This window comes from Extensimonas soli (assembly GCF_029211265.1).
GTDB lineage: Bacteria > Pseudomonadota > Gammaproteobacteria > Burkholderiales > Burkholderiaceae_C > Extensimonas > Extensimonas soli.
In genome coordinates this window covers 101,494-123,020 of sequence record NZ_JARGEL010000024.1, presented here as the reverse complement: position 1 = coordinate 123,020, position 21,527 = coordinate 101,494, and the positions used below count along the sequence as shown (strand labels likewise).

The window sequence follows — 21,527 nt, the reverse complement described above, 5'->3', positions numbered from 1 at the left end:
GGCTCCATGAAGGTCAATGAGGTTTTGGCCTTGCTGAAAAAAGATGGCTGGTATCTCGTTGCCACCCGCGGCAGTCATCGGCAATTCAAGCACCCAGTGAAAAGCGGGCGCGTCACGGTGGCCGGAAAACCGAGCGACGATCTCGCGCCGGGCACTTTGAACAGCATCATCAAGCAAGCTGCTCTGAAGGAGTGATCCATGCGTTACGCCATCGTTGTCGAAAAAACCGAAAACAACTATTCCGCTTATGTGCCCGACCTGCCGGGCTGTGTCGCTACGGGACATACCCTCGAAGAAGCAGAAAATGAAATTCGCGCAGCCATTGCGTTTCATATTCGTGGCCTCATCGAGGACGGCTTGCCCGTCCCGTCGCCGGCAAGCATCGTCGAATATCTCGAGGTCACGGCAGCCTGAGAAGGTCTCAGGTGCCCAATCCCCTGCGGCCCCTCAGCGCCGCACCTGCAGCGCCTCGGGGTTGACGAGGTTGCTGGGCTTGCCCTGGATGAAGTTCACCACGTTGTCGAAGGCGGCGCTGAAGTAGAGCTCGTAACTGTCTTGCTCCACGTAGCCGATGTGCGGCGTGCAGATGCAGTTTTCGAGGCGCAGCAGGGCGTGGCCCTGTAGGGTAGGTTCGCTTTCGAACACGTCGATCGCGGCCATGCCGGGGCGGCCGCGGTTGAGCGCGGCCAGCAGCGCGTCGGGCTCGATCAGCGCCGCATGCGCGGTGTTCACGAGCAGCGCCGTGGGCTTCATGCACGAGAGGTCTTCGAGCGCGAGCAGGCCGCGTGTGGCGTCGGCCAGGCGCAGGTGCAGCGAGAGCACGTCGCACTGCGCGAGGAATTCGGCGCGGCTGCTCGCGGCTTGGTAGCCGTCGGCCAGGGCCTGCGCGCGCTCGGCCTCAGGCCCCCAGATGCTCACGTTCATGCCGAAGGCGCGGCCGTAGCCCGCGACGAGCCGGCCGACCTGGCCGTAGCCCCAGATGCCCAGCATCTTGCCGCGCAGCACCAGCCCCAAGCCGAAATTGGGCGGCATCGAGGTCGTCTTGAGGCCCGATTGCTGCCATGCGCCGTGCTTGAGGTTGGCGATGTATTGCGGCAGCCGGCGCATCGCGGCCATGATGAGTGCCCAGGTGAGCTCGGCCGGCGCCACGGGGGAGCTCACGCCGTCGGCCACGGCGATGCCGCGCTCGGTGCAGGCGGCCACGTCGATGTGTTCGCCCACGCGGCCGGCCTGCGCGATGAGCTTGAGGCGCGGCAGCTTTTCGACGAGCTGGCGCGTGATCTGCGTGCGCTCGTGGATCAGCACGATGATGTCGGCGTCGCGCAGGCGCACGGCCAGCTGCCCTATGCCCTTGACGTTGTTGGTATAGACCTTGGCGGTGTAGGGGTCGAGCACGCTCGCGCAGTGCAGCTTGCGCACGGCGTCCTGGTAATCGTCGAGGATCACGATGTTCATGCTGCCATTGTGCCTTGGCGTGCCCGCATGACGGGCCTCGAAACGTGTCAGACCGTGGCGCGCGCAGGCGGCGCGCCTCCCGTTCAGTCGCGCACTTCCTGCCAGCCTACGCGGCCCTGGCCGAGCTCGCTCAGGTGCGGCACGAAGGCCGTGGCCTGCGCTTCGGGCAGGCGCAGGCGCAGCGTGACCTGCGCGCCGTGCTGCACGGCCAGCAATTCGGCGCCGGCCTGCGCGGCTTCGCGGCGCACCAGGCCTTCGAGCGCGTAGGGCACCTCGCATTGCAAGGTCTGCAGGCGCTGCAGCGGCACCTTGGTGGCCGTGAGCAGCGCCTGCGCCACGGTGTCGGTGTAGGCGCGCACGAGGCCGCCTGCGCCGAGCTTGACGCCACCGAAGTAGCGCACCACGGTGGCGAGCACGCCGTCGAGGTCCTGGTGGCGCAGCACTTCGAGCATGGGCCGGCCCGCGGTACCGCCGGGCTCGCCATCATCGACCGCGGCCGAGTGGCCGCCGGCCAGCAGCGCCCAGCAGATGTGCGCGGCGCCGGGGTGTTCGCGCCACAGCGCATCGACCACGGCCTGCGCGCCGGCGCGGTCGCTCATGGGCTGCACGCAGCCGATGAAGCGGCTTTTTTTGATGAGGAGCTCGCTGTGCGCGGGGGCGGCCAGGGTCAGGGGCATGGCTAAGCCGAAGCACAGCGAAAGACTATTAAAAAAATAGCTGCTTGTGCTTGTCTGTCAAGCGCTAAGGGTCGATTCGGCTTCAAGTTTCGGACGGGGAAGCCTTATTCGACCATGTCGCGGCTCAGGCCCGCGGTCTGGCTGAAGCCGCCATCGACGTAGGTGACTTCGGCCGTGACGCCGCTTGCAAGGTCCGAGAGCAAAAAGGCCGCGACGTTGCCCACGTCGTCGATGGTGACGTTGCGGCGCAGCGGCGCGGCGTTGGCGACCACGGCCAGCAGCTTGCCGAAGTCCTTGATGCCGCTTGCGGCCAGCGTTTTGATGGGGCCGGCGCTGATGGCGTTGGCGCGCATGCCGCGCGGGCCCAGCGATTCGGCCAGGTAGCGCACGCTGGCTTCGAGGCTGGCCTTGGCCAGGCCCATGGTGTTGTAGTTCGGGATGGTGCGCAGCGCGCCCAGGTACGACAGCGTGAGCAGTGCGGCCTTGTCGTTCAGGTAGGGCAGTGCGGCCTTGGCCATGGCCGGGAAGCTGTAGGCGCTGATGTCGTGCGCGGTGTGGAATGCCTCGCGCGAAAGGCCTTCGAGGAAGTCGCCCGCGATCGCCTCGCGCGGCGCAAAGCCAATGCTGTGCACGAAGCCGTCGAACTTGGGCCAGACCTGCGAGAGGTCACGAAACAGGCGCTCGATCTGCTCGTCGCTCGCGACGTCGCAATCGAACACCAGCGTGGAGCCGAATTCCGCGGCAAACTCGGTGATGCGCTCTTTGAAGCGTTCGCCGACGTAGCTGAACGCGAGCTCGGCCCCCTGTGCATGGCAGGCGCGCGCGATGCCGTAGGCGATGGAGCGGTTGGACAGCACGCCCGTGATGAGCAGCTTCTTGCCGGTCAGAAAACCCATGTTTGTTCTCCTTTGTGAGACGGTATTCAAGTCGTGCAGAATTGTCGCATGCGGTTTTGCCTGCTTTTCGTGCTCTGGATGTGCGCCGTGCCGGCGTGGGCGGCGCATGCCTACGCGCTCTGGGGGCAGCCGCGCTACCCCGCGGGCTTTGCGCATTTCGACTACGTGAACCCCGCCGCGCCCAAGGGCGGCGAGCTGCGCCTGGTGAGCAATTCGCGCGCTTCCACGTTCGACAAATACAACCCGTTCACCATCAAGGGCAGCGCGCCCGCCTACCTTTCCGAGCTGATGTTCGACACGCTGCTCGTGGGCGCGCTCGACGAAACCGCCACGGGCTACGGGCTGCTCGCGCAGGACGTGGATGTGGCGCCCGACGGGCTCTCGGCCACCTTTCGCCTGCGGCCCGAGGCGCGCTTTCACAACGGCAAGCCCGTGCTTGCGCAGGACGTCAAATACAGCTTCGACACGCTCGTCGGCCCCCACACCTCGCCTGCCTACAAGACCTTGCTGATCGACGTGGCCGGCGCCGAGGTGCTTGATGAGCGCACGCTGCGCTACCACTTCAAAAAGCCCAACCGCGAGCTGCCCCTCATCGTCGGCGGCCTGCCCGTGTTCAGCCGCGACTGGGGCGCGGGCAAGCCCTTCGACCAGGTGGTGATGGACACGCCCATAGGCAGCGGCCCGTACCGCATCGGCCCGGTGCGCTTTGGCAAGGACATCACCTACGTGCGCGACCCGAACTACTGGGCGCGCGACCTCAACGTGCGCCGCGGCACGGCCAATTTCGACCGCATCCAGGTCAAGATTTACAAAGACAACACCGCGCGGCTCGAGGCGCTCAAGGCGGGCGAGTTCGACCTGATGCGCTTTTTCAGCGCGGGCGACTGGGCGCGGCGCGTCAACGGCAAGCGCTTTGCCACGGGCGAGCTGGTCAAGGGCGAATTCGCGCACAAGCTGCCCTCGGGCTTTCAGAGCTACGTGCTCAACACGCGCCGCCCGCTGCTGCAAGACCGGCGCGTGCGCGAGGCGCTGGGGCTGGCGCTGGACTTCGAGTGGATGAACCGCCAGCTTTTCTACGGCGCCTACCAGCGCGTGCGTGGCCTGTTCGGCAACACCGCGTGCGAGACGCAGGGCCTGCCCAGCGCGCCAGAGCGCGCACTCATGGAGCCCTGGCGCAGCGCCATCCCTGCAGAGGCTTTCGGCCCCATGTACGAGCCGCCGCGCACCGACGACGGCCACTCGCTACGCGCCAACCTGCGGCGTGCGCAGGCGCTGCTGCAAGAGGCCGGCTGGATGGTGCAGGGCGGCGTGCTGCGCAACGCCGCGGGGCAGGCCCTGGAGCTCGAATACCTCGACAGCGGCGAAGGCAGCATGCGCGTGGTCGCGCCCTGGATGCGCAACCTCGAAAAGCTCGGCATCACGCTGCGCTTTCGCGCCGTGGACTTTGCGCTGTACCAGCAGCGCCTGCAGAAGTTCGACTTCGACCTCACCTCGCTCGCCTTCCAGGGCACGCACAACCCCGGCCAGGAGTTTGCCGACCTCTTCGGCAGCAAGGCCGCCGACACCGAAGACTCGGGCAACTTTGCCGGCGTCAAAAACCCCGCCGTCGATGCCATGATCCAGACCATGACCGCCGCCAAAACGCAGGCCGAGCTGCTGCCCGCCTGCCACGCGCTCGACCGCATCATCATGCACAGCCACTACCTGATCCCGCAGTGGAGCGCAAGCACGCACCGCATGGCCTACAACGCCTGGCGCCTCGCGCGCCCCGCGCAGGTGCCGCCGTACTCTCCGGGCGAAACCTGGGTCATGGACACCTGGTGGGCCAGGGAGGCGGGGCGGTGAATTTCTGGCGCCGCGGCATGCCTGCACCGGTGTTGCCAGTCAGCCGCGCGCATCATCTATCGCCCAGGTAAACCGGCGCCGTGGAGCGAAGCGCGGAGGGCGCCGCGGCAGGCCATGGGAATGCCGAAGGCATGGCCTGCCGTGGCGTCCGAGTTGAACCGCCAGTCAGGCTGCGGCGCGAAGCGGAAGCGGAAGCTGAAGCTGAAGCTGAAGCGGCGCCCATTTTCTAGCTTTTTCTACGCATGTATATCTTCCGTGCAATATACTTTATTGGCAATGCATAGAGTTCACGCCACAGGAGATTCCATGGACGCAGTGAGAAATCCATTTGCCCCTGGCGCCGGGAGCAGGCCGCCAGAGCTTGCTGGACGGGAAACCATTCTTCAGGACGCGCAGACAGCCATTCAAAGGGCGCTGTTGGGTAAGTCAAGCCGCTCGCAGATGTTGCTTGGCCTGCGTGGCGTAGGAAAGACGGTGCTACTGAACAAAATCGAAGAGATGGCCGAAGCCGCGGGGCACGTGACATCCTCGATCGAAGCGCCAGAGGGAAAGGCGCTCAGCGAGTTGCTTGTGCCAAAGATCAATCAAACCTTGCGCAAACTCTCGACTTCGGAGAACGCGAAGGCCAAAGCCCATCGGGCCCTTCGGGCACTTCGCTCTTTCGCCTCTGCGTTCAAGCTTTCGTACGGAGAAACTTCAATTTCGGTGGATCCGGAAGTAGGCGTCGCTGACAGCGGGGATATGGAGGCAGACCTGCCTGAATTGTTCGTCCATGTAGGCGAGGCAGCAAAGGCCGCCGGCAAGGCCTGGACGCTTCTCATTGACGAAGTTCAGTACCTGCGCTCTGAAGATTTGGCAGCTCTGATCGTCGCTCTCCACAAGGTTAACCAGAGGGACCTGCCTGTTTTGTTCTTCGGCGCGGGGCTGCCACAGGTTGCGGCTCTTTCGGGCGATGCAAAATCCTACGCTGAACGGCTCTTTCACTACCCTGCGGTTGGTGCGCTTGAAGAGGCGGATGCGGAGACCGCAATCAGGCAGCCAATCGAGGGTGAAGGTGAGAACATTGACGACAACGCGATCAGAGAGATCCTGGCAAAGACCAAAGGCTATCCCTACTTTCTGCAGGAGTGGGGCTATCAGTGTTGGAACATCGCCGAGGGGCCGCGCATCAAGCTGGAGGATGCATCGAAGGCGGCAGGAGAAGCGACAAAACGGCTGGACGAAGGCTTCTTCAAAGTGCGATTTGATCGCTTAACGCCTAAGGAGCGAGAGTACGTTATCGCGATGGCCAAACTTGGTGCCGGGCCGTATAGATCATCGGATGTCGCGGATGCACTGCACGAAACTCTTCAAAGTCTGGGCCCGCGGCGCGCGCAGATCATCAGCAAGGGAATGATCTACAGCCCATCTCACGGCGACATTGCGTTCACCGTTCCCATGTTCAACGAGTACCTCATCCGCAACTACGTGGAGAAACCGAGCAAAGCGTAGCTGCGCGGAGGGCGAATGGGCGGTGTCTGTATGCTGCCCAACTCTGTCTTCCTCCATGAAAGCACACCCATGAAAACCGCCCTGGCCCTGCGCCACGTCCATTTCGAAGACCTCGGCATGCTCGAGCCGCTGCTGCAGGCGCGTGGCTACCAGGTGCGCTACCTCGACCCGGCCGTGGACGCGCTGGTTGCCGATGCCGTGGCCGATGCCAGTGCAGCCGACCTGCTCGTCGTGCTGGGCGGCCCGCTGGGCGCCTGCGATGAAGCGCTGTACCCCTTCCTCGCCGCCGAGCAGCACCTGATTGCGCAGCGCCTGGCGCAAGGCCGGCCGCTGCTGGGCATCTGCCTCGGGGCGCAGCTGATGGCGCGAGCGCTGGGCGCGCGGGTGGCGCCCATGGGTAGCAAGGAGATCGGCTTTGGCGCGCTGACGCTGACCGAGGCCGGCCGTGAATCGGTGCTGGCCCCGCTCGCGGGCGTGCCGGTGCTGCACTGGCATGGCGACCGCTTCGACCTGCCCGCGGGGGCGCAGCTGCTGGCCAGCACCGCGCAGTGCGCGCAGCAGGCCTTTGCGCGCGGCCCGGCGGTCCTTGGTCTGCAGTTTCACCTCGAGCTGGATGGGCGCAATTTCGAGCGCTGGCTCGTGGGCCACTGCTGCGAGCTCGCGCAGGCCGGCATGGACCCGCGCAGTCTGCGCGCCGACGCCCAGCGCTGTGCGCCGGCATTGGCGCAGGCGGCGCAGCAGGTGCTGGGCCGCTGGCTCGACGGGCTCGAGGTCTGCGCCTCGGGCGCGGTGCGCTGAGGCTCTCAGCCTCTGAGCCGGCGCTGGCCCGGTACCGTCAAAGAGATTTTCCTGCGATGAGCACCTCCTTCACGCGCCGCCTCGCCCGGCGCCTGTTCTGGCAGCGGCTGCTGCGTATTTCAGAGTGGCAAAGCACGCTTTTGTGGGCGATGGTGGCCGGTTTTCTGGGTGCGCTGGCGACGCTCGCGTTCCGCGCGCTGCTCGACGGGCTCGACCGCCTGGTGCTGGGCCGCGGCGGCAGCCTGGTGGCCATTGCGCAAAGCCTGCCCTGGTGGGCGCGCCTGCTGAGCCCCGTGGTGGGCGGCCTGCTCGCCGGGCTGCTGCTGGTGCTCGCGCGGCGCCTCGTGCAGCCAAACACGCAAGCAGACGCGCCGCAAAAGGAAACGTCCGACTACATGGAAGCCGTGGTGCTGGGCGACGGGCGCATCCCCGTCGTGCAGACGCTGGTGCGCAGCAGTTCTTCGCTGCTCTCGATCGCCAGTGGCGGCTCGATCGGGCGCGAAGGCTCCATGGTGCAGCTCGCGGCGCTGTGCGCGTCCGTGCTTGGGCAGCGGCTGCGCTTTCCCATCGAACGGCTGCGCCTGCTCGTGGCCTGCGGGGCGGCGGCCGGCGTCACCGCGGCGTACAACGCGCCCATCGCGGCGGCGTTTTTCATCGCCGAAATCGTGCTCGGCTCGATCGCCATGGAAAGCGTGGGGCCGATCTTGATCGCCTCGGTCTGCGCGCACATCACCATGCAGCGCTTCGGCCTGGGCGCGCCGCCCTACACCCTGCCCGCGTTTGCCGAAGTCACCGGGCCCGAGGTGGCGCTGTTCGCGCTGCTGGGCCTCTTCATGGGCGGCGGCGCGGCGCTGTTTTTGCAGGGCATGAACCGCAGCAAGCGCCTGTTCGCGCGCCTGGCGCCGCCGCTGCCGCTGCGGCTCGCGCTCGGGGGGCTGGTGGTAGGGCTGATCTCGATTGGGCTGCCGCAGGTCTGGGGCAACGGCTACAGCGTGGTCAATCAGGTGCTGCAGGCGGGGGGCGGCATGGGCTGGAATTGGCTTTTGCTGCTGCTCGTCGCCAAGATGGTCGCCACCTTTGCCACCGTGGGCTCGGGCGCCGTGGGCGGCGTGTTCACGCCCGCGCTGTTTTGCGGCTGCCTCGTGGGCGAGCTGTTCGGCCTGGGCGTGCACGCCCTGTGGCCCGCGGCCTCGGCCGCGCCCGTGGCCTACGCGGTCACGGGCATGGGCGCCTTTCTCGCCGCGGCCACGCAGGCGCCCCTGATGGCCATCCTCATGATCTTCGAGATGACCTTGCGCTACGAAGTCATGCTGCCGCTGATGGCCTGCAGCGTGGTCGCGTACTTCGTGGCGCGCTCGATCGGCGCGGGCTCGATGTACGAGATCACCATCAAGCGCCGCGAGCACGGCGACGAAAAACTGCGCCTCGCCCAGCTGCAGATGCGCGACCTGGTGCAGCCCACCGAAACCGTGGTGCCCCCCGACGCCGACGTGGAGGCCATGAGCCGCCTGTTTTTGCAGCACCGCGTCAAATACCTCTACGTGGTCGATGCGCAGCAGCATTTCCTCGGTGTGGTGCCGCTGCCCGCGCTGAGTGCGCACACCGCGCGCGCCCAGCCGCCATTGCCTCCATCGTCGGCATCTTCCGCATCGCCGCCACCCGCCCCACGCGCCGCCGACCTCATGACGCAGGAGCTGCGCCCGCTCACGCAAGACATGCAGCTGGGCCAGGCCTTGCAACGCTTCATGGAACACCACGGCGAACGCCTGCCCGTGATCCGCTCCGTGCCAGACCCGGTGCTGCTCGGCGCGGCGGACAAGAGCACGCTGCTGGCGACCTACGTGCGCCTGGCGCAGACGTGGTGAGGTGCGGATTCTGCGACACATCAAAAAGAGGCGTCTTTCCTACCGCAGCCCCAGCTTCCGCGCCTGCGCATACACCGGAGATTGCCAAAGACGCACCAGACTGCGCAAGTGCCAGAAAAAATGCCGCCAGTTGCGATGGCTTGCGCGCTGGCCCGCATGCACGATTTGCGCCGGGGCACGCACCAGTTGCAAACCAGCAAGCCGCAAGCGCAAGCACAAATCCACGTCCTCACAGTACATGAAGTACCGCGCGTCAAAACCGCCCAAGCGCTGCCAAACCGACAGTGGCAAAACCAGACAAGCCGCATTCACCCAATCCACGCGCGCATCTGCCCGCCCCTGTCCATGGCGCCGCCACAAAGCGGCCAGCGTGGGCAGTTCGCGCTCAAAATCCTGCCCACGCCCCGAGGCATCGATTTGGCTCGGAAAGGCGCAACCCACACCTTCCCTGCTTGCCATGCGCAACAAGGCGGCAAAAGGGTCCGCTCCTGCCAATGCGACATCGGGGTTCAAAATGCACACGAAAGGCTCTGTGGCATCAGCCAAAGCCCGGTTGTGGTTGGCGGCAAACCCTGCGGGCATCGTGTTCTTGATGACCTGCAGCACAAAAGGCCATCCTTGCGCGGGTGCCTGCGGCGGCGATTCAGGAATGTTTTGCGTCAAAACCACCCGTTGTATGTGTGCAGCGCTCCAGCGTGCAAGCTCCTCGAGCAAGCGCTGCACGCACGCGCCATGGCCGTGGCTCACGATGGAAACTGCCAATTCCCGGCTGTCAGTGCTTCGTGTGTTTTTCATCGGGCCGCCATTGTCCCTCGTTCACTGCCGTGCGCCGAACTCCGAAATACCCATTGTCATAATCGCGGCCCATGAGTCATCGATCGCAAGACCAGCACGTCTATCTGCGCAGCATCTCCGAGCAAGAACGCACATCCCTGTCCGTGCTGGCCCAGCTCATACCAATGAAAACCACGGTATTGGACATAGGTTGCGGTAGCGGAGCTCTGGGTCAATACCTCAGCCAACACCACACCTGCACCGTGGACGGAATCACCCTCAGCGAAGCCGAAGCCGCCCATGCGCGTCCCTATTACCGCCGCATCGAGGTAGCAGACCTCGAAATCGCCAACTTGCAGCAGCTATTTGCTGGCCAGCGGTACGACGCCATCGTATGTGCCGATGTGCTCGAACACATCCGTCAGCCCGAGAGGATTCTGACCGCCTGCCGTGAGTTGCTTACCGCCGAAGGGCGCTTGCTCCTTTCCATTCCCAACGCAGGCTATTGCGGCTTGCTCGCGGAGCTCCTGCAGGGCGAATTTCGCTACCGCACCGAGGGCCTGCTCGACCGCACCCATTTGCGCTTTTTCACCCGGCGCTCGCTCACGCGCTTTCTGCACGAGCAAGGCTGGGCGCTGCAATCGCTGGACACCATCACGCGCGCCCTGCCCGAGTCCGAGTTTCGCACCCCATTCGACAGCCTGCCGCCAGCTGTCGCGCGCTATCTGCTGGCGCAGGAAGACGCTTTGACCTACCAGTTCATCGGCATCGCGCGCCCCACAGCGGCCAGCGATGGTGCAGGCAGAGAATCCGCCATCAGCGCCACCCCAGGGGCTTTTCAAGCCCCCCCGCCTGCACAGGCAAGCTTCACGGCGCAGCTTTTTGTCGGGCAAGATGGAACATACCGTGAGGATGCCAAGCTCGTCTGCGCCGCCGCCATGGGCGAGCCGCGTCAGACGCTGCGTTTCGTTTTGCCCGCGTCTTCCGCACCGCACCCCACATTGCGCCTGGACCCGGCCGATCGGCCCGGTTTTTTGCACTTGCATGCCATGGCCCTGCAAAACGCCGAAGGAGCGAATGTCTGGCAATGGCACGCGGCCGATTCCGCAGCAGCCCCGCTTTTGGGGGCCCGCAGCCAGCAAATTCTCTGCTGCCCGCCGCTCCCTACCGCACCCGACACCATGCTGCTTCTACTCAGTGGTGACGACCCGTGGTTCGAGCTCCCCATCCCCCATCAAGTATTGGCGCAGTGCCTGAGCCAACCAGGCAGCGCCCTCGAAGTCACTCTGGGCTGGCCGCTCTCTGCGGACTATCTGGCGCTGGCAGCAGCCACCCAACCCTTACAGCATCGCATCGCCCAGTTGGAAGAAAGCGTCGCACAAAAAAACGCCGAGCTGCTGCAAATGCAGAACACCGCCCAGCAGGTTCAGGACGCATTCGCGCTTGTCTCCCAAAAAAATGAGCATTTCCACGCAGAACGGCAAGAACTCCAATTACAGCGCAACGAGTTACAAACACGCTTCGACCAGCTCGCCGCCTACCTGCACAGCATCGAAACCTCCACCGTTTTTCGTGCCACGCGCCCCCTCGTGCACGCCAAAATGTGGCTCGATCGGCAACTGGGGCGCTCCCCGGTCAAAGCCAGCGCAAGCCAGAAACATCATCCCAGCCCCATGCCTGACCATCCTGTGGACGTGATCGTGCCGGTCTATCGCGGGCTCGAAGACACCCAGACCTGCATAGACTCCGTACTCGCAAGCACTTGCACGACGCGCTACAGGCTCATCGTCATCAACGACTCCAGCCCCGAACCCGAGGTCACCACCTGGCTGCGCATGCGCGCCGCGCAAGACCCGCGCATCCTCTTGCTCGAAAACCCTGAAAACCTCGGTTTCGTGGGCACCGTCAACCGGGGCATGGCGCTGAGCGCCGAAAACGACGTGCTGCTGCTCAACAGCGACACCGAAGTCGCCAACGACTGGCTGGATCGCCTGCGCCGTGCCGCCTACAGCGACCGCCGCATCGCCTCCGTCACGCCGTTCTCGAACAACGCCACCATCTGCAGCTATCCGCGCTTTTGCGAGGACAACGAGCTTCCGCCAGGCCACACCACGGCCAGCCTGGACGCGCTCTGCGCACAAACCCACCCCGGCGCCACGGTGGACATCCCCACGGGTATAGGCTTTTGCATGTATATCCGGCGTGACTGCCTCCGGCAGGTGGGGCTTTTCGACGTCGAAAACTTTGGCAAAGGCTACGGCGAGGAAAACGACTTCTGCCTGCGCGCCGCACGTGCCGGCTGGCGCAACCTGCACGCGCTCGACACCTTCGTGCTGCACACCGGCGGCGTGAGCTTTGGCGCCAGCAAAAGCCCGCGCGAGCAAGCCGCCATGGAAACCATGCGCCGCCTGCACCCCGGCTATGAAAGCACCGTGCATGCCTTCGTGCAGGCAGACCCTGCCCAGCCCTACCGCCTTGCGCTGGACATTGCGCGCCTCAAGGCGCCCGACCTTCCTGCCGTGCTGTTCGTGTTGCATGACCGGGCAGGTGGCACCTTGCGCCACACCCACGAGCTGGCACAGCAGCTGCAAAACCAGGCCGTGTTTCTGACCCTGGTGCCCGCGCCTGACGACAGCGTGCAGCTCAAACTGCCGTCAGAAAACGAGGCCTTCGCGCTGCAATTTCGCCTGCGTGACCAATACGAAGAGCTGCTGCAAATGCTGCGCCACCTGGGCGTGCGCCTCGTGCATTTCCACCATCTGCTGGGCCATGCGCCGCAAGTCAAAGACCTGCCCAAGCAGCTGGGCGTGCCCTACGACTTCACGGTGCACGACTACTACGCCATCTGCCCCCAGATTTCGCTCACCGACCACACCAACGGCTACTGCGGCGAACAGGGCCCCAGCCAATGCCATGCCTGCCTGCGCCGCTCCCCTGCGTCGGGGGGTGCCAGCATAGAGGCTTGGCGTGCGGTGCACGCCGAATTTACCCGCAATGCCCGCCACGTACTCGCTCCCAGCCTCGACGCCGCGCGCCGCATCGTGCGCTACGTCCCCACCGCGGACATGCGCCTGGCTCCGCATACCGATCTGTCGCCGCAGGCCGCCCTGCCAGAACCCCGCCCCCTGCGCAAACTTGCCCCCGAGGCACCGCTGAAAATCGTCGTGCTCGGGGCGCTCAGCATCATCAAAGGCGCTGACGTGCTCGAAGCAGTCGCTCTGGAAGCCGCGCGCCGCAACGCACCCATCGAATTTCATCTGTTGGGCTACGCCTACCGCCACCTGCGCACCCAACCGCGCGCGCGGCTCAGCGTGCATGGCGAATACGCCGACAAAGACTTGCCGGCCCTGCTCGAATGGCTGCAGCCAGACCTCGTGTGGTTTCCTGCCCTGTGGCCAGAGACCTACAGCTACACCCTCAGCGCCTGTCTGCAAACCGGCCTGCCGGTCGCCACGCCGAACCTGGGCGCCTTTCCTGAACGGCTCGCTGGTCGCGCCTGGAGCTGGGTGCATGCCTGGAACGCCACCACATCCGAATGGTTGGACTGGTTTCTCACGCTGCGCACCCACCACTTTTGCACTGGCGAGCCGCCGCAGCCTCCCACAGTCGAGCACCTGCTAGGCGATACCGCACTGATCCGCTGTTGGAATTACGCGCCCGATTATTTACAGGGCCTGCCGACACAGCCCAGTCCGCAAACGCCAGGGTTCCAAGCCGACCTGGAATTCATCACGATGCACCTGCCGCAATTGAATAACGCAGCAATAGCCAAGTCATTCCTGCTCGCCGGTCTGGTACGCCTGCGCTCCACCCCCGCCTTGCGCGCCGTGGCGCATCGCATTCCTTTGCGCTGGCAAACCAGAGTCAAAACCTGGCTGCAAAAATGACCACCGCATATTCGGTGCTGCAATTTGGGGCCATGCCATGAAATCGGCCTCCATAGCGCCCAGGCTGCAAAACCTTGACGCCGTGCGCGGTATAGCCGTGCTCATGGTATTTGCTTATCACGTTGCCATGGACGCAGTCACGTCCGCAGCACTTTCGGGAGTTTTCTGGAGGCTCGCTTCCATTGGTGGTTTTGGCGTCGATTTGTTTTACGTGCTGAGTGGGTTTTTTATCACCAAAATCATTGTCTCAGCCGCTGATTTGAACCCCATTCCCTTCATCAAGGCACGTTGCAGAAGGATTTATCCGGCCTATATCGCCTGCTTGGTCGTCACTTTTTTTATTTATGTTGAACAGCATGAAGTTTCCCGGCAGGTTATGCTGGCAGCGGCCTTGCACATTGTCATGCTGCACAATATTTTTCCCGGCACTGGCGGGATATTCAATGGGGTATTCTGGACCCTCGGGGTCGAATTTCCATACTATCTGCTGATTCTCATTGCAGCACCTTTTTTGCGCCAAAAAAACTATTTTTGGCCTACGACCATTTTTCTCGTCCTGCTCGCCATATTGTTTCGCGCAGCAGTTTTCATCTTTATCCCTTTGGATGCCATGGCTGGTCTCGGGCGGTTTTTCGTATCCACCCAGGTGCTGGGTGCGCTGGACGCCTTTGCGATCGGCGGCGCCGCTTACACCCTGAGCCAATACGCCCGTCGCTGGTCGTTCGGCCGCAAAGCTGCCTTGTGGCTCGTCAGCATGGGCATCACTTTGACGGCATATACCCACCTCTGGCATCACGCTGGAAATTACTGGAGCGAACCGCTCACTGCCATCGCGTGGCGCACCTGGCTCGCAACGGGTTTTGGCTGCGTCATTGCGGCCTCGGCCTGTTCTGCCAGCCCTCGGTGGCTGCGTTTTACGGGGCTGCCGTGGGTGGGAAAAGTCAGCTTCAGCTTTTATCTTTGGCACTACCCATTGCTCAAAAGCCTTGCGCATGGGCACCTGGCGACTCCACTGCTGGCACAAGTGCTCGTGCTGGTGCTTGTCGTGTGCGTGACAAGCTGGCTGAGCTGGCGCTTCATTGAGATACGTTTTCACCCATTAAGGCACGCTGCTTCTGCGTAAGAAGCTACTTTTGTAGTAGCAAAAGAAGTTCGTTGTTCAACAGCACCTCGGGTGGATAGCGGCCCTGCAAGGCTGCAGGAATGGGTAAGTCCACCATGCGCCTTTCTTCGCGCAGCACGCTGAAACCTGCTTGCGTGGCCAGATCCAGCAATTCGTCAGCGGTCAGGCGGTTCAAGGCCAGGTATTCGTCGAAAACGAATTTTTTATAGCCTTGCGCGCCAAAATCGGCAAACCCAAAGTCCACCTCCGCCGCGTCCAGCGTTCCCTGGTGCGCCTGGATCGCTTGCCACAGCGCATCTTCATCGACCAGTAAATGCTGCCAGGGCGTTTCGATGTAGCGCCGCAGGTGCGATCCAAAAGGCGAATAAAACAAGGGCTCGATCTGCATGAAAAACACCCCACCCGGCCGCAAACAAGCGTGCAAGTCGCGCAAGATGGGCAAAAGCTGCGCCCGCTGCACATGCTCGAAGGTGGACCAGCTCAGCACCGCGTCCAGATCTTTGTGCCGGCCCGCCAGCGGTGCGCCGGGCGCAATCGTTTCAAAGCTCAAAGCACAGGGCAGACGCGCCAGGCCCAGTTGCTCGCGCGCAATGCGCGGCAGCTTGGCATATTCGCGCCGAATATCCACGCCGTGAATGGCGGTGGCGCCGTAGCGCAATACCAGCGCCAGGTCGGTAATACCATCGCCACAACCAAAATTCAGCAAACGCGCGCTGCGCAAATCCACGCCGGGGTGCAGCCACGCATGCACCAGGTCTGCCGCATACGTGAAATGCGCGCGAAACCACTCGTCGCTGATGCGTGCGGCATTCCACGGCGCCACGCCGCGCAGCCGCTCCAGAATGCGCTGCCGCCAATTTGGTTTCAACTGTGCAAGGGGCATGGACAAATTACCGCGCCAGGACATAAGCGTCCTGATGGTTCCAGAAATGTACGGGTGCGAAATGCAGCAATTTTTCCAGCCCCACCGTCTCGGCAATCTGGGCCTGCACGAACTGCGGGGCGGTAAATGTCGTCCCATATTCCTGCGCTGCAATGGCACGGGATTCACTGCTGGGGGCAAAAAAATATCCGTCTTCGTCCAAAATCACCTGGTCAAACGCCGCTGCCTTCATGCCGTGCACGGTAAACACCAGCACGCCACCCGGCGCAAGCAGGCCGTGGAGTGCGCGTAGCCACCGGCCCCACGTAGTCCGCGGCAAGTGGCTGAAGAGCGACAGCACGAACACCAGGTCGAACTGCCCAGGCCAGCGCACCTGCTCGGGCACGCTCGCAGACACAAAGCCCTGCACGCCAAACGTGGCCTTGGAAAACTCCACCGCGTCCGCCACCACGTCCGAGACCGTCACGCGCTCGGCCCCCAGCGCCTTGGTCAAATGCCGCGTGAAGCGGCCATGCCCGCTGGCAAATTCGAGCACGTTTTGCATCTGCAACAAGGGCTTGCCCAGGCGCTCCAGCAGTACCATCAACTCCGCCAGGGTGCGCCAGCCATCGGCAAAATAATCGCGCAGCGGGTTCAGGCTGGACGGGTGCCTCGCAAAAAAACGAAAAATGTCGTCCTCGGGCGAAATGCGGCAATCGACACCCGTCAGATTCGAGAAGGACCCCGGTAAATCGTGCCCTTCTATCAAGGCATGCGCCTGCAGCATCGTGGCCAGGTCGGCACGCTTCGCGCGCGCCAGCGCCAAAACCTGCGCCGCGCCCTGCCGGTCGCCCTGCGCCAGCAAGAGCTGCCCGGCGCGCACCAGTGCACTCCCCGCGCCAGTTTCGTCGGTCATTGTTCTTTCAACTCCAGTAGTGGGGCAGGCGTACCAGCCCCGGCAAGGGTTTGGGGTAGATAAACGTAAAGTGCATGAACTGGAACCACTGGTCGTACACCGCCAAACCCGTTTCGTCGAACAAAAAGGCGCTGATCACATAGTCGCCGCTGTGCAAGGGCAGATCCGGAAAGGTCAGCACCGCGCGCCAGCTGCCGTCGGGCTGGCGTTGCGGTGCGGCGCCGTCCTCATGCGTGGCCAGCGAGGTAATGCCCACCCCCTGCGATTGCTCGATCATGAAGCCGATGTGCGGGCGTTCTTCGCCCCGCCCGCGCGCCGTGATCGTCACGACCAGATCCTGCCCCTGCAACACGGCCGGGCGGCCATCGACCGGTGCTGCCAGATTCGCCACCTCTACCGACAAAATGCACGCCTCGCCCACTTGCGCAGCCGCGGCGGGCGCGGCTTGCACTGGGGCAGCAGTGGCGGCTGGCGCGGCGTTGACCGGTGCCGCAGCGGCTGGCTGCGTCTGCTGCGCTAGCGCCAGCTCGCGCGCGCGGGTGTGCAGGTCGTAGGCGGCAAGCACGGCCTCGGTGGTGCCGAACTGTGCAATGCGCCCGCCGTCGAGCCACATCGCCGCGTCGCACAAATGCCGGATGTGGTAGGGGCTGTGCGAGCAAAACAAAATCGTGCAGCCCTGGCGGCGAAACTCCAAAATGCGCTCCACGCATTTTTTCTGAAAGTGCTGGTCGCCCACGGCCAGCGCCTCATCGACGATCAGCACGTCGGGCTGCACCGCCGTGACCAGGGCAAACGCCAGCCGCACCACCATGCCCGACGAATAGGTTTTCACAGGTCTGTCCAGCGCATCGCCCAGCTCGCAAAACTGCGCGATCGACGGCTCCAGCCGCGCCATCTCGGCGCGGTCGATGCCGATCAGGCTGCCGCCAAAATACAAATTGTCGCGCCCCGAAAAATCGGGGTGAAAGCCCGCGCCCAGCTCCAAAATGGCCGTGACACGGCCCTGGCGCTCCAGGCTGCCGGCGCTGGGTTGCAATGTCCCGGCCAGCAGCTTGAGCAGCGTGCTCTTGCCCGCGCCGTTGTCGCCAATCACGCCGATGCACTGGCCACGCTCCAGGGTGAAAGACACGTCGCGCAAGGCCCAGTGGCTGCGGTGCAGGGGCCGCCCTGTGAGCAAAGCCTTGAGGCGCTGGCGCGGCGAGTCGTACAGGCGGTATTCCTTGCCCAGCGCGTGCGCGCGCAGCACGGGCCCGTCGGGCAAAGCACGCAAAGCCGGGCTCATAGCCAGTCCACCAGCTGGTCGCGGCTGCGGCGCAAGGCCACGCTTAAGGCACCTGCCAGCACAGCCACCCACACGGCGCACGCCAACCATTGCGGCCAGGCGGGCCAGGCGCCCTGCAGCAGCACACTCTGGTAGCCCAGCACCAATCCCGTGGCGGGGTTCAGCCACAGCAGCCAGCGCCAGCCCTGCGGAAACATGGCCCAGGGGAACAACACCGGCGTCAGGTAAATGCCCACCGAGAGCAAAAAGCCCACGAGCTGCGCCGTGTCGCGCAGCGCCGCCGTGAAAATGGCCAGCAAAAACCCAAGCAAGGCACTCAACAAAAGTTGCATGAGCAGCAACAGCGGCAGCGCGACGAAAAACGCCAGCCCGAAGCGGTGCAGCGGCGCATACAGCAGCGCCACCAGGCACAGCAGCGGGCCATAGACCAGCGCGCTGGCCAGCACGCTGCGCGCCACGATGAGCACGGGCGGCAGCGGGTTTTTTTGCAGCAGGCCACCGGCTTCGACCAGGCTGTTCATGCCGCGCGTGACCGCGTCGCAAAACGCCATCCAGGGCAGTGCGCCCACGATCAGAAAAGTGCCGACGGCATGCGTGGCCCCGTTGCCGGCGCTGGCAGCGCCCACGCGCATGCCGAACACCACGTCGAACACGAGGTAATACGCCGCCACGCTCAAAAGCGGCTGCAGGTAAGCCCACAGCACGCCCGCTGCGGTGCCCGCGTAGCGGGCGGCCACCTCGCGCCGCACCAGCTCGCGCAGCAGCGCGCGGGCGCGCCACAGCGTGGCGGCCTCGCGGCCGAGGGTGCACTCCGTGGTGCGCACGGCGCTTGAAAGACCAGGGGCAGGCAAGCCGGGCTTCAGGGTTTGGCCTGGCTTGCGGCGAAGGCAGCGATCGCGTCGGCGTTGACCTGCATGCCGCGCTGAATCTGCTCGGCGGCATCGCTGCGGGCTTTTTGCTGCAGATTGGCGCGTTCTTGCTCGCGCAGCGACTCGCGCACCTCGTCAAAAGACTGCTTGCCTGCGGGTTTGCGCTCTTCGAGCTGCAAGATGTGGAAGCCGAACTTGGTTTCCACCACGCCGCTCAGGTCGCCAGGGTTTTTGAGGGCGAAGGCCGCCTCTTCGAACTCAGGCACCATGCGCCCGCGTGTGAAAAAGCCCAGGTCGCCGCCCTTGGCCGCGCTGCCGGAGTCGGCGGAGCGCTCTTTGGCCAGGGTGGCAAAGTCTGCGCCGTCTTTGAGCTGCTGCAGCAACTGCTCGGCCTGCGCGCGTGCGTCGGGCTCCTTGGCGGCAATCAAAATATGGCGCACGCGCACCTGCTCTGGCTGCTGGAAGCGCTCGGGGTGCGCGCGGTAGGTGGCCAGGGCCAGCGCGTCGAGCGCGGCGTCGTCGGGCTTGGCCTGGCTGCTGATGCGCTCGAGCCAGGCGTCGGAAAGTACGCGTTCCCGCGCCAGGCGCAGGGCGGCCTGCACCTGCGGGTCTTGCGCGAGGCCCGCCTGCTCGGCTTGCTGGGCCATGGCGCGGCGCACGAACAGGTTGCTGGCCATCTGCTGCACCGTGTGCGGCTGCGCCAGCAATTGCCCGCGCGCCTCGGGCGGTATGCGCTGCGCGTCGGCCAGCAGGTCGGCCGTGGTGATGCTGATGCCATTGCCTGACACCAGCACTTGCTGCGACGGCTCTGCGGCCAGCACCCGGCCCGCGCCCAAGGCGGCGCATAGGCACAAACCGAGTGAAGAGGCCCAACGCCTCCAAGAAAAAGCATGCTGCATGGATTTTCCATCTCCTTCATGAACGCGCGGCACAGACGGCCTATGCTTGCAGCCCACCGGATGACCATGGAACTGCTGACTGTGCAAACCCTTTTGCGCTTTGCAACAACACCAGGAATGAAAAAAGGCGGGTTGCCCCGCCTTTGTGCCCAATCTCAAGCAATTTACTTGGTATAGCGGTGCGGGAAGCTGATCCCGTAGGTGCCGGAAACGCCAGGCTGTGCAGCGCCATTCACGAGCTTGATGAACGAAGCGCCGATGATGGGAAGGCCTTGTTTGCCAGGTCCGTTTTGGGTGTTCATGATCCCCCAGCCATTGAGGAATCCAGGCGTCACGCTGGAGGCGGCAACTTGCGCACCCAGCACTTTGCCCGTGCCAAAACTCAGCACGCTGGTCTCGCCGCAGAAGCTGTAAGACTGCAACTGGCTCGGAGAGAACACCGCGCTGTTTGTTTTGCCGGTTTCTTCGCGATCGAAGAACGACTGGCCGTCGGCATTGACGCACACTTCATAAGGCACCACGTTGCTCATGAACGTGTTGCTGGAAGTGAAACGAGCTACGCTAAGACTCGACGGGGCCGGGCTAAAGACACGCTGATTGCCGCTGTAATTGACAGCCACTTCATAACGGCGGGTCGGCATCGAGAACACCCAGTCGGTTTGCGCGCTGATACCAGGTTCGACGGCATACTGGTTATAGATCGACGTCACTGCAATTGCATTAGTCAAAGCGGCAGCTTGATCTACTGGCGCAGGAACGCTATTAGTATCACCAATAGCAATGGTACCTGGCGCGACAACATAAGGCGTGCTCAGGTCCGGCAAATCATAAAAGCCTGCGCGGATTGCCGGCGTAACGGCAGCAAATGTAGTAGCAGGAGCTACCCCCTGGACAGCATCAGCCATCAACGGATCTGCCGTGTAATTCACGGCAAGAGTCGTATTGGAACCATCATTGACCGCCGCGGCCGATTGCGGGAACACTACGAAATTGGCGTTAGCAGATGTACCATTGTTGTCCGTTGCCTTCACCGTAGTAGTTACGCCAGAGAAAGTCGTGGTTTTCGGAACGTTGATGATATACCAATCGCCAGCCAAGCCACCCGAAGGCGTGTCAAAGCCAGCAGCTGCAGCAGCTGACTCGGTGGTGTAATTGTTATTCAGGAAATTGGCATCCAGAACGCTTTGCGTGCAGGGCGGGACGCCATTCACGTGCTTGGTTGCGGTATATAGGGCCGTGGCAGTTCCAGTAACGGAAGGGCCAGGAATATCGGCGGTATTCAAAATCTCGATATAGCCTTCACGGGTATTGGAGGCCACATCCATGTTCGCAGCTGTGAGGCGCGAAGTCACGAAACTTACGCCGCCAGAAGGAATGGCCGGATAGGTGCACGACTTGTCTGCTGTGGCCAGTTGCGCCACGCCGTCTGCACCTGCGGTGACTGCGCCCGTCCAGACATCGCCCGGGGAGAGCAGCAAGGTGAAGTCCAGAATGTCGTCGGAGTTTGCAGCGCCACGGAAGCGCACTTTCACGACCTTGCCGTTAGTTTGATCCGTGTTCGTGATGTGGATCACGGACATGTTGCCATCTTGTGCAGTGAAGTAAGGGACCAAAAGAATATGCCCAACGCCACCTTCCGAGACGGAAAACTTGCTAGCATTAGATGGGGTCATCTTGGTGGCGCCTGGAATTACGTCGGCCGACGCACCCCCTGCCAAACCAAGGCCACCAATCATGGCAGCGATGCTCAGAGCCAGAACATTTTTCTTCATACAAAACTCCAGTTAAAAAAGTTGGTAAGCGCAACTACCACAATCGATTACGCGCCGAAATGGTAGCACAGCTTTGGCACAGCTTTGCGCTCGCACACTACGCCAAAACCCTATGT

The 21,527-nt window shown here is 63.6% G+C and carries 18 protein-coding genes; 8 read left to right on the top strand and 10 right to left on the bottom strand.

The window, feature by feature from the left end:
* The first annotated feature begins 6 nt into the window (after nucleotides 1-6).
* Both PYV55_RS11385 and PYV55_RS11380 read left to right on the top strand, forming a co-directional pair.
* Nucleotides 7-195: a type II toxin-antitoxin system HicA family toxin gene (locus PYV55_RS11385; RefSeq protein ID WP_275851226.1), complete on the top strand. Its 189-nt coding sequence runs from the start codon at nucleotides 7-9 to the stop codon at nucleotides 193-195.
* Nucleotides 196-198: 3 nt separating this feature from the next.
* Nucleotides 199-414 (top strand): type II toxin-antitoxin system HicB family antitoxin, encoded by a 216-nt coding sequence (locus PYV55_RS11380; RefSeq protein ID WP_144734723.1) that lies wholly within the window; start codon nucleotides 199-201, stop codon nucleotides 412-414.
* A 33-nt stretch (nucleotides 415-447) separates the two neighbouring features.
* On the opposite strand, the gene PYV55_RS11375 is transcribed toward PYV55_RS11380, so the two are convergent.
* The 3 genes from PYV55_RS11375 to fabI all read right to left on the bottom strand — a co-directional run bounded on the left by PYV55_RS11375 (nucleotide 448) and on the right by fabI (nucleotide 3,028).
* Nucleotides 448-1,455 (bottom strand): D-2-hydroxyacid dehydrogenase family protein, encoded by a 1,008-nt coding sequence (locus PYV55_RS11375; protein ID WP_275851223.1) that lies wholly within the window; start codon nucleotides 1,453-1,455, stop codon nucleotides 448-450.
* A gap of 83 nt (nucleotides 1,456-1,538) precedes the next feature.
* Entirely contained in the window at nucleotides 1,539-2,132 is a 594-nt protein-coding gene (locus PYV55_RS11370) for an IMPACT family protein (protein WP_275851221.1), read from the bottom strand.
* Between the two features lie 104 nt (nucleotides 2,133-2,236).
* A complete protein-coding gene (gene fabI, locus PYV55_RS11365) occupies nucleotides 2,237-3,028 on the bottom strand; it encodes an enoyl-ACP reductase FabI (RefSeq protein ID WP_275851219.1) in 792 nt (263 codons plus the stop codon).
* A 48-nt stretch (nucleotides 3,029-3,076) separates the two neighbouring features.
* Here fabI and PYV55_RS11360 point away from each other — a divergent pair, with 48 nt between their 5' ends.
* The 4 genes from PYV55_RS11360 to PYV55_RS11345 all read left to right on the top strand — a co-directional run bounded on the left by PYV55_RS11360 (nucleotide 3,077) and on the right by PYV55_RS11345 (nucleotide 9,027).
* Nucleotides 3,077-4,873 carry an extracellular solute-binding protein gene (locus tag PYV55_RS11360; RefSeq protein ID WP_275851217.1) on the top strand — a complete coding sequence of 599 codons (1,797 nt, stop codon included), beginning with the start codon at nucleotides 3,077-3,079 and terminating at the stop codon, nucleotides 4,871-4,873.
* Nucleotides 4,874-5,179: 306 nt separating this feature from the next.
* Nucleotides 5,180-6,364, top strand: coding sequence for an ATP-binding protein (locus PYV55_RS11355; protein ID WP_275851214.1), 1,185 nt, complete (start codon nucleotides 5,180-5,182; stop codon nucleotides 6,362-6,364).
* 69 nt (nucleotides 6,365-6,433) lie between these two features.
* Nucleotides 6,434-7,162: a glutamine amidotransferase gene (locus tag PYV55_RS11350; protein ID WP_275851212.1), complete on the top strand. Its 729-nt coding sequence runs from the start codon at nucleotides 6,434-6,436 to the stop codon at nucleotides 7,160-7,162.
* Nucleotides 7,163-7,218: 56 nt separating this feature from the next.
* Entirely contained in the window at nucleotides 7,219-9,027 is a 1,809-nt protein-coding gene (locus PYV55_RS11345; RefSeq protein ID WP_275851210.1) for a ClcB-like voltage-gated chloride channel protein, read from the top strand.
* Nucleotides 9,028-9,066: 39 nt separating this feature from the next.
* Here PYV55_RS11345 and PYV55_RS11340 read toward each other — a convergent pair whose 3' ends face one another.
* Nucleotides 9,067-9,822, bottom strand: coding sequence for a glycosyltransferase family 2 protein (locus tag PYV55_RS11340; RefSeq protein ID WP_275851208.1), 756 nt, complete (start codon nucleotides 9,820-9,822; stop codon nucleotides 9,067-9,069).
* 71 nt (nucleotides 9,823-9,893) lie between these two features.
* Between PYV55_RS11340 and PYV55_RS11335 the strand changes: the two genes are divergently transcribed.
* Both PYV55_RS11335 and PYV55_RS11330 read left to right on the top strand, forming a co-directional pair.
* On the top strand, nucleotides 9,894-13,688 hold the full coding sequence (locus PYV55_RS11335) for a methyltransferase domain-containing protein (protein WP_275851206.1): 3,795 nt from the start codon (nucleotides 9,894-9,896) through the stop codon (nucleotides 13,686-13,688).
* Nucleotides 13,689-13,725: 37 nt separating this feature from the next.
* A complete protein-coding gene (locus PYV55_RS11330; protein WP_275851204.1) occupies nucleotides 13,726-14,811 on the top strand; it encodes an acyltransferase family protein in 1,086 nt (361 codons plus the stop codon).
* Between the two features lie 4 nt (nucleotides 14,812-14,815).
* On the opposite strand, the gene PYV55_RS11325 is transcribed toward PYV55_RS11330, so the two are convergent.
* The 6 genes from PYV55_RS11325 to PYV55_RS11300 all read right to left on the bottom strand — a co-directional run bounded on the left by PYV55_RS11325 (nucleotide 14,816) and on the right by PYV55_RS11300 (nucleotide 21,411).
* Nucleotides 14,816-15,679 carry an SAM-dependent methyltransferase gene (locus tag PYV55_RS11325; protein WP_275851202.1) on the bottom strand — a complete coding sequence of 288 codons (864 nt, stop codon included), beginning with the start codon at nucleotides 15,677-15,679 and terminating at the stop codon, nucleotides 14,816-14,818.
* A 22-nt stretch (nucleotides 15,680-15,701) separates the two neighbouring features.
* Nucleotides 15,702-16,589 carry a class I SAM-dependent methyltransferase gene (locus PYV55_RS11320; RefSeq protein WP_275851200.1) on the bottom strand — a complete coding sequence of 296 codons (888 nt, stop codon included), beginning with the start codon at nucleotides 16,587-16,589 and terminating at the stop codon, nucleotides 15,702-15,704.
* A gap of 7 nt (nucleotides 16,590-16,596) precedes the next feature.
* A complete protein-coding gene (locus PYV55_RS11315; RefSeq protein ID WP_275851198.1) occupies nucleotides 16,597-17,871 on the bottom strand; it encodes an ABC transporter ATP-binding protein in 1,275 nt (424 codons plus the stop codon).
* Nucleotides 17,868-18,722 (bottom strand): ABC transporter permease, encoded by an 855-nt coding sequence (locus PYV55_RS11310; RefSeq protein ID WP_407066796.1) that lies wholly within the window; start codon nucleotides 18,720-18,722, stop codon nucleotides 17,868-17,870. The genes PYV55_RS11315 and PYV55_RS11310 overlap by 4 nt, the downstream gene beginning before the upstream one ends.
* Before the next feature lie 8 nt (nucleotides 18,723-18,730).
* A complete protein-coding gene (locus PYV55_RS11305; protein ID WP_275851196.1) occupies nucleotides 18,731-19,528 on the bottom strand; it encodes a peptidylprolyl isomerase in 798 nt (265 codons plus the stop codon).
* Between the two features lie 275 nt (nucleotides 19,529-19,803).
* Nucleotides 19,804-21,411 (bottom strand): cell surface protein, encoded by a 1,608-nt coding sequence (locus PYV55_RS11300; RefSeq protein WP_275851194.1) that lies wholly within the window; start codon nucleotides 21,409-21,411, stop codon nucleotides 19,804-19,806.
* Between the last annotated feature and the right edge of the window lie 116 nt (nucleotides 21,412-21,527).

Bases quoted from the DNA above. Each gene is read 5' to 3' on its own strand.
- PYV55_RS11385 (WP_275851226.1), top strand. From the start codon at position 7: ATGAAGGTCAATGAGGTTTTGGCCTTGCTGAAAAAAGATGGCTGGTAT.
- PYV55_RS11380 (WP_144734723.1), top strand. From the start codon at position 199: ATGCGTTACGCCATCGTTGTCGAAAAAACCGAAAACAACTATTCCGCT.
- PYV55_RS11375 (WP_275851223.1), bottom strand. From the start codon at position 1,455: ATGAACATCGTGATCCTCGACGATTACCAGGACGCCGTGCGCAAGCTG.
- PYV55_RS11370 (WP_275851221.1), bottom strand. From the start codon at position 2,132: ATGCCCCTGACCCTGGCCGCCCCCGCGCACAGCGAGCTCCTCATCAAA.
- fabI (WP_275851219.1), bottom strand. From the start codon at position 3,028: ATGGGTTTTCTGACCGGCAAGAAGCTGCTCATCACGGGCGTGCTGTCC.
- PYV55_RS11360 (WP_275851217.1), top strand. From the start codon at position 3,077: ATGCGGTTTTGCCTGCTTTTCGTGCTCTGGATGTGCGCCGTGCCGGCG.
- PYV55_RS11355 (WP_275851214.1), top strand. From the start codon at position 5,180: ATGGACGCAGTGAGAAATCCATTTGCCCCTGGCGCCGGGAGCAGGCCG.
- PYV55_RS11350 (WP_275851212.1), top strand. From the start codon at position 6,434: ATGAAAACCGCCCTGGCCCTGCGCCACGTCCATTTCGAAGACCTCGGC.
- PYV55_RS11345 (WP_275851210.1), top strand. From the start codon at position 7,219: ATGAGCACCTCCTTCACGCGCCGCCTCGCCCGGCGCCTGTTCTGGCAG.
- PYV55_RS11340 (WP_275851208.1), bottom strand. From the start codon at position 9,822: ATGAAAAACACACGAAGCACTGACAGCCGGGAATTGGCAGTTTCCATC.
- PYV55_RS11335 (WP_275851206.1), top strand. From the start codon at position 9,894: ATGAGTCATCGATCGCAAGACCAGCACGTCTATCTGCGCAGCATCTCC.
- PYV55_RS11330 (WP_275851204.1), top strand. From the start codon at position 13,726: ATGAAATCGGCCTCCATAGCGCCCAGGCTGCAAAACCTTGACGCCGTG.
- PYV55_RS11320 (WP_275851200.1), bottom strand. From the start codon at position 16,589: ATGACCGACGAAACTGGCGCGGGGAGTGCACTGGTGCGCGCCGGGCAG.
- PYV55_RS11315 (WP_275851198.1), bottom strand. From the start codon at position 17,871: ATGAGCCCGGCTTTGCGTGCTTTGCCCGACGGGCCCGTGCTGCGCGCG.
- PYV55_RS11300 (WP_275851194.1), bottom strand. From the start codon at position 21,411: ATGAAGAAAAATGTTCTGGCTCTGAGCATCGCTGCCATGATTGGTGGC.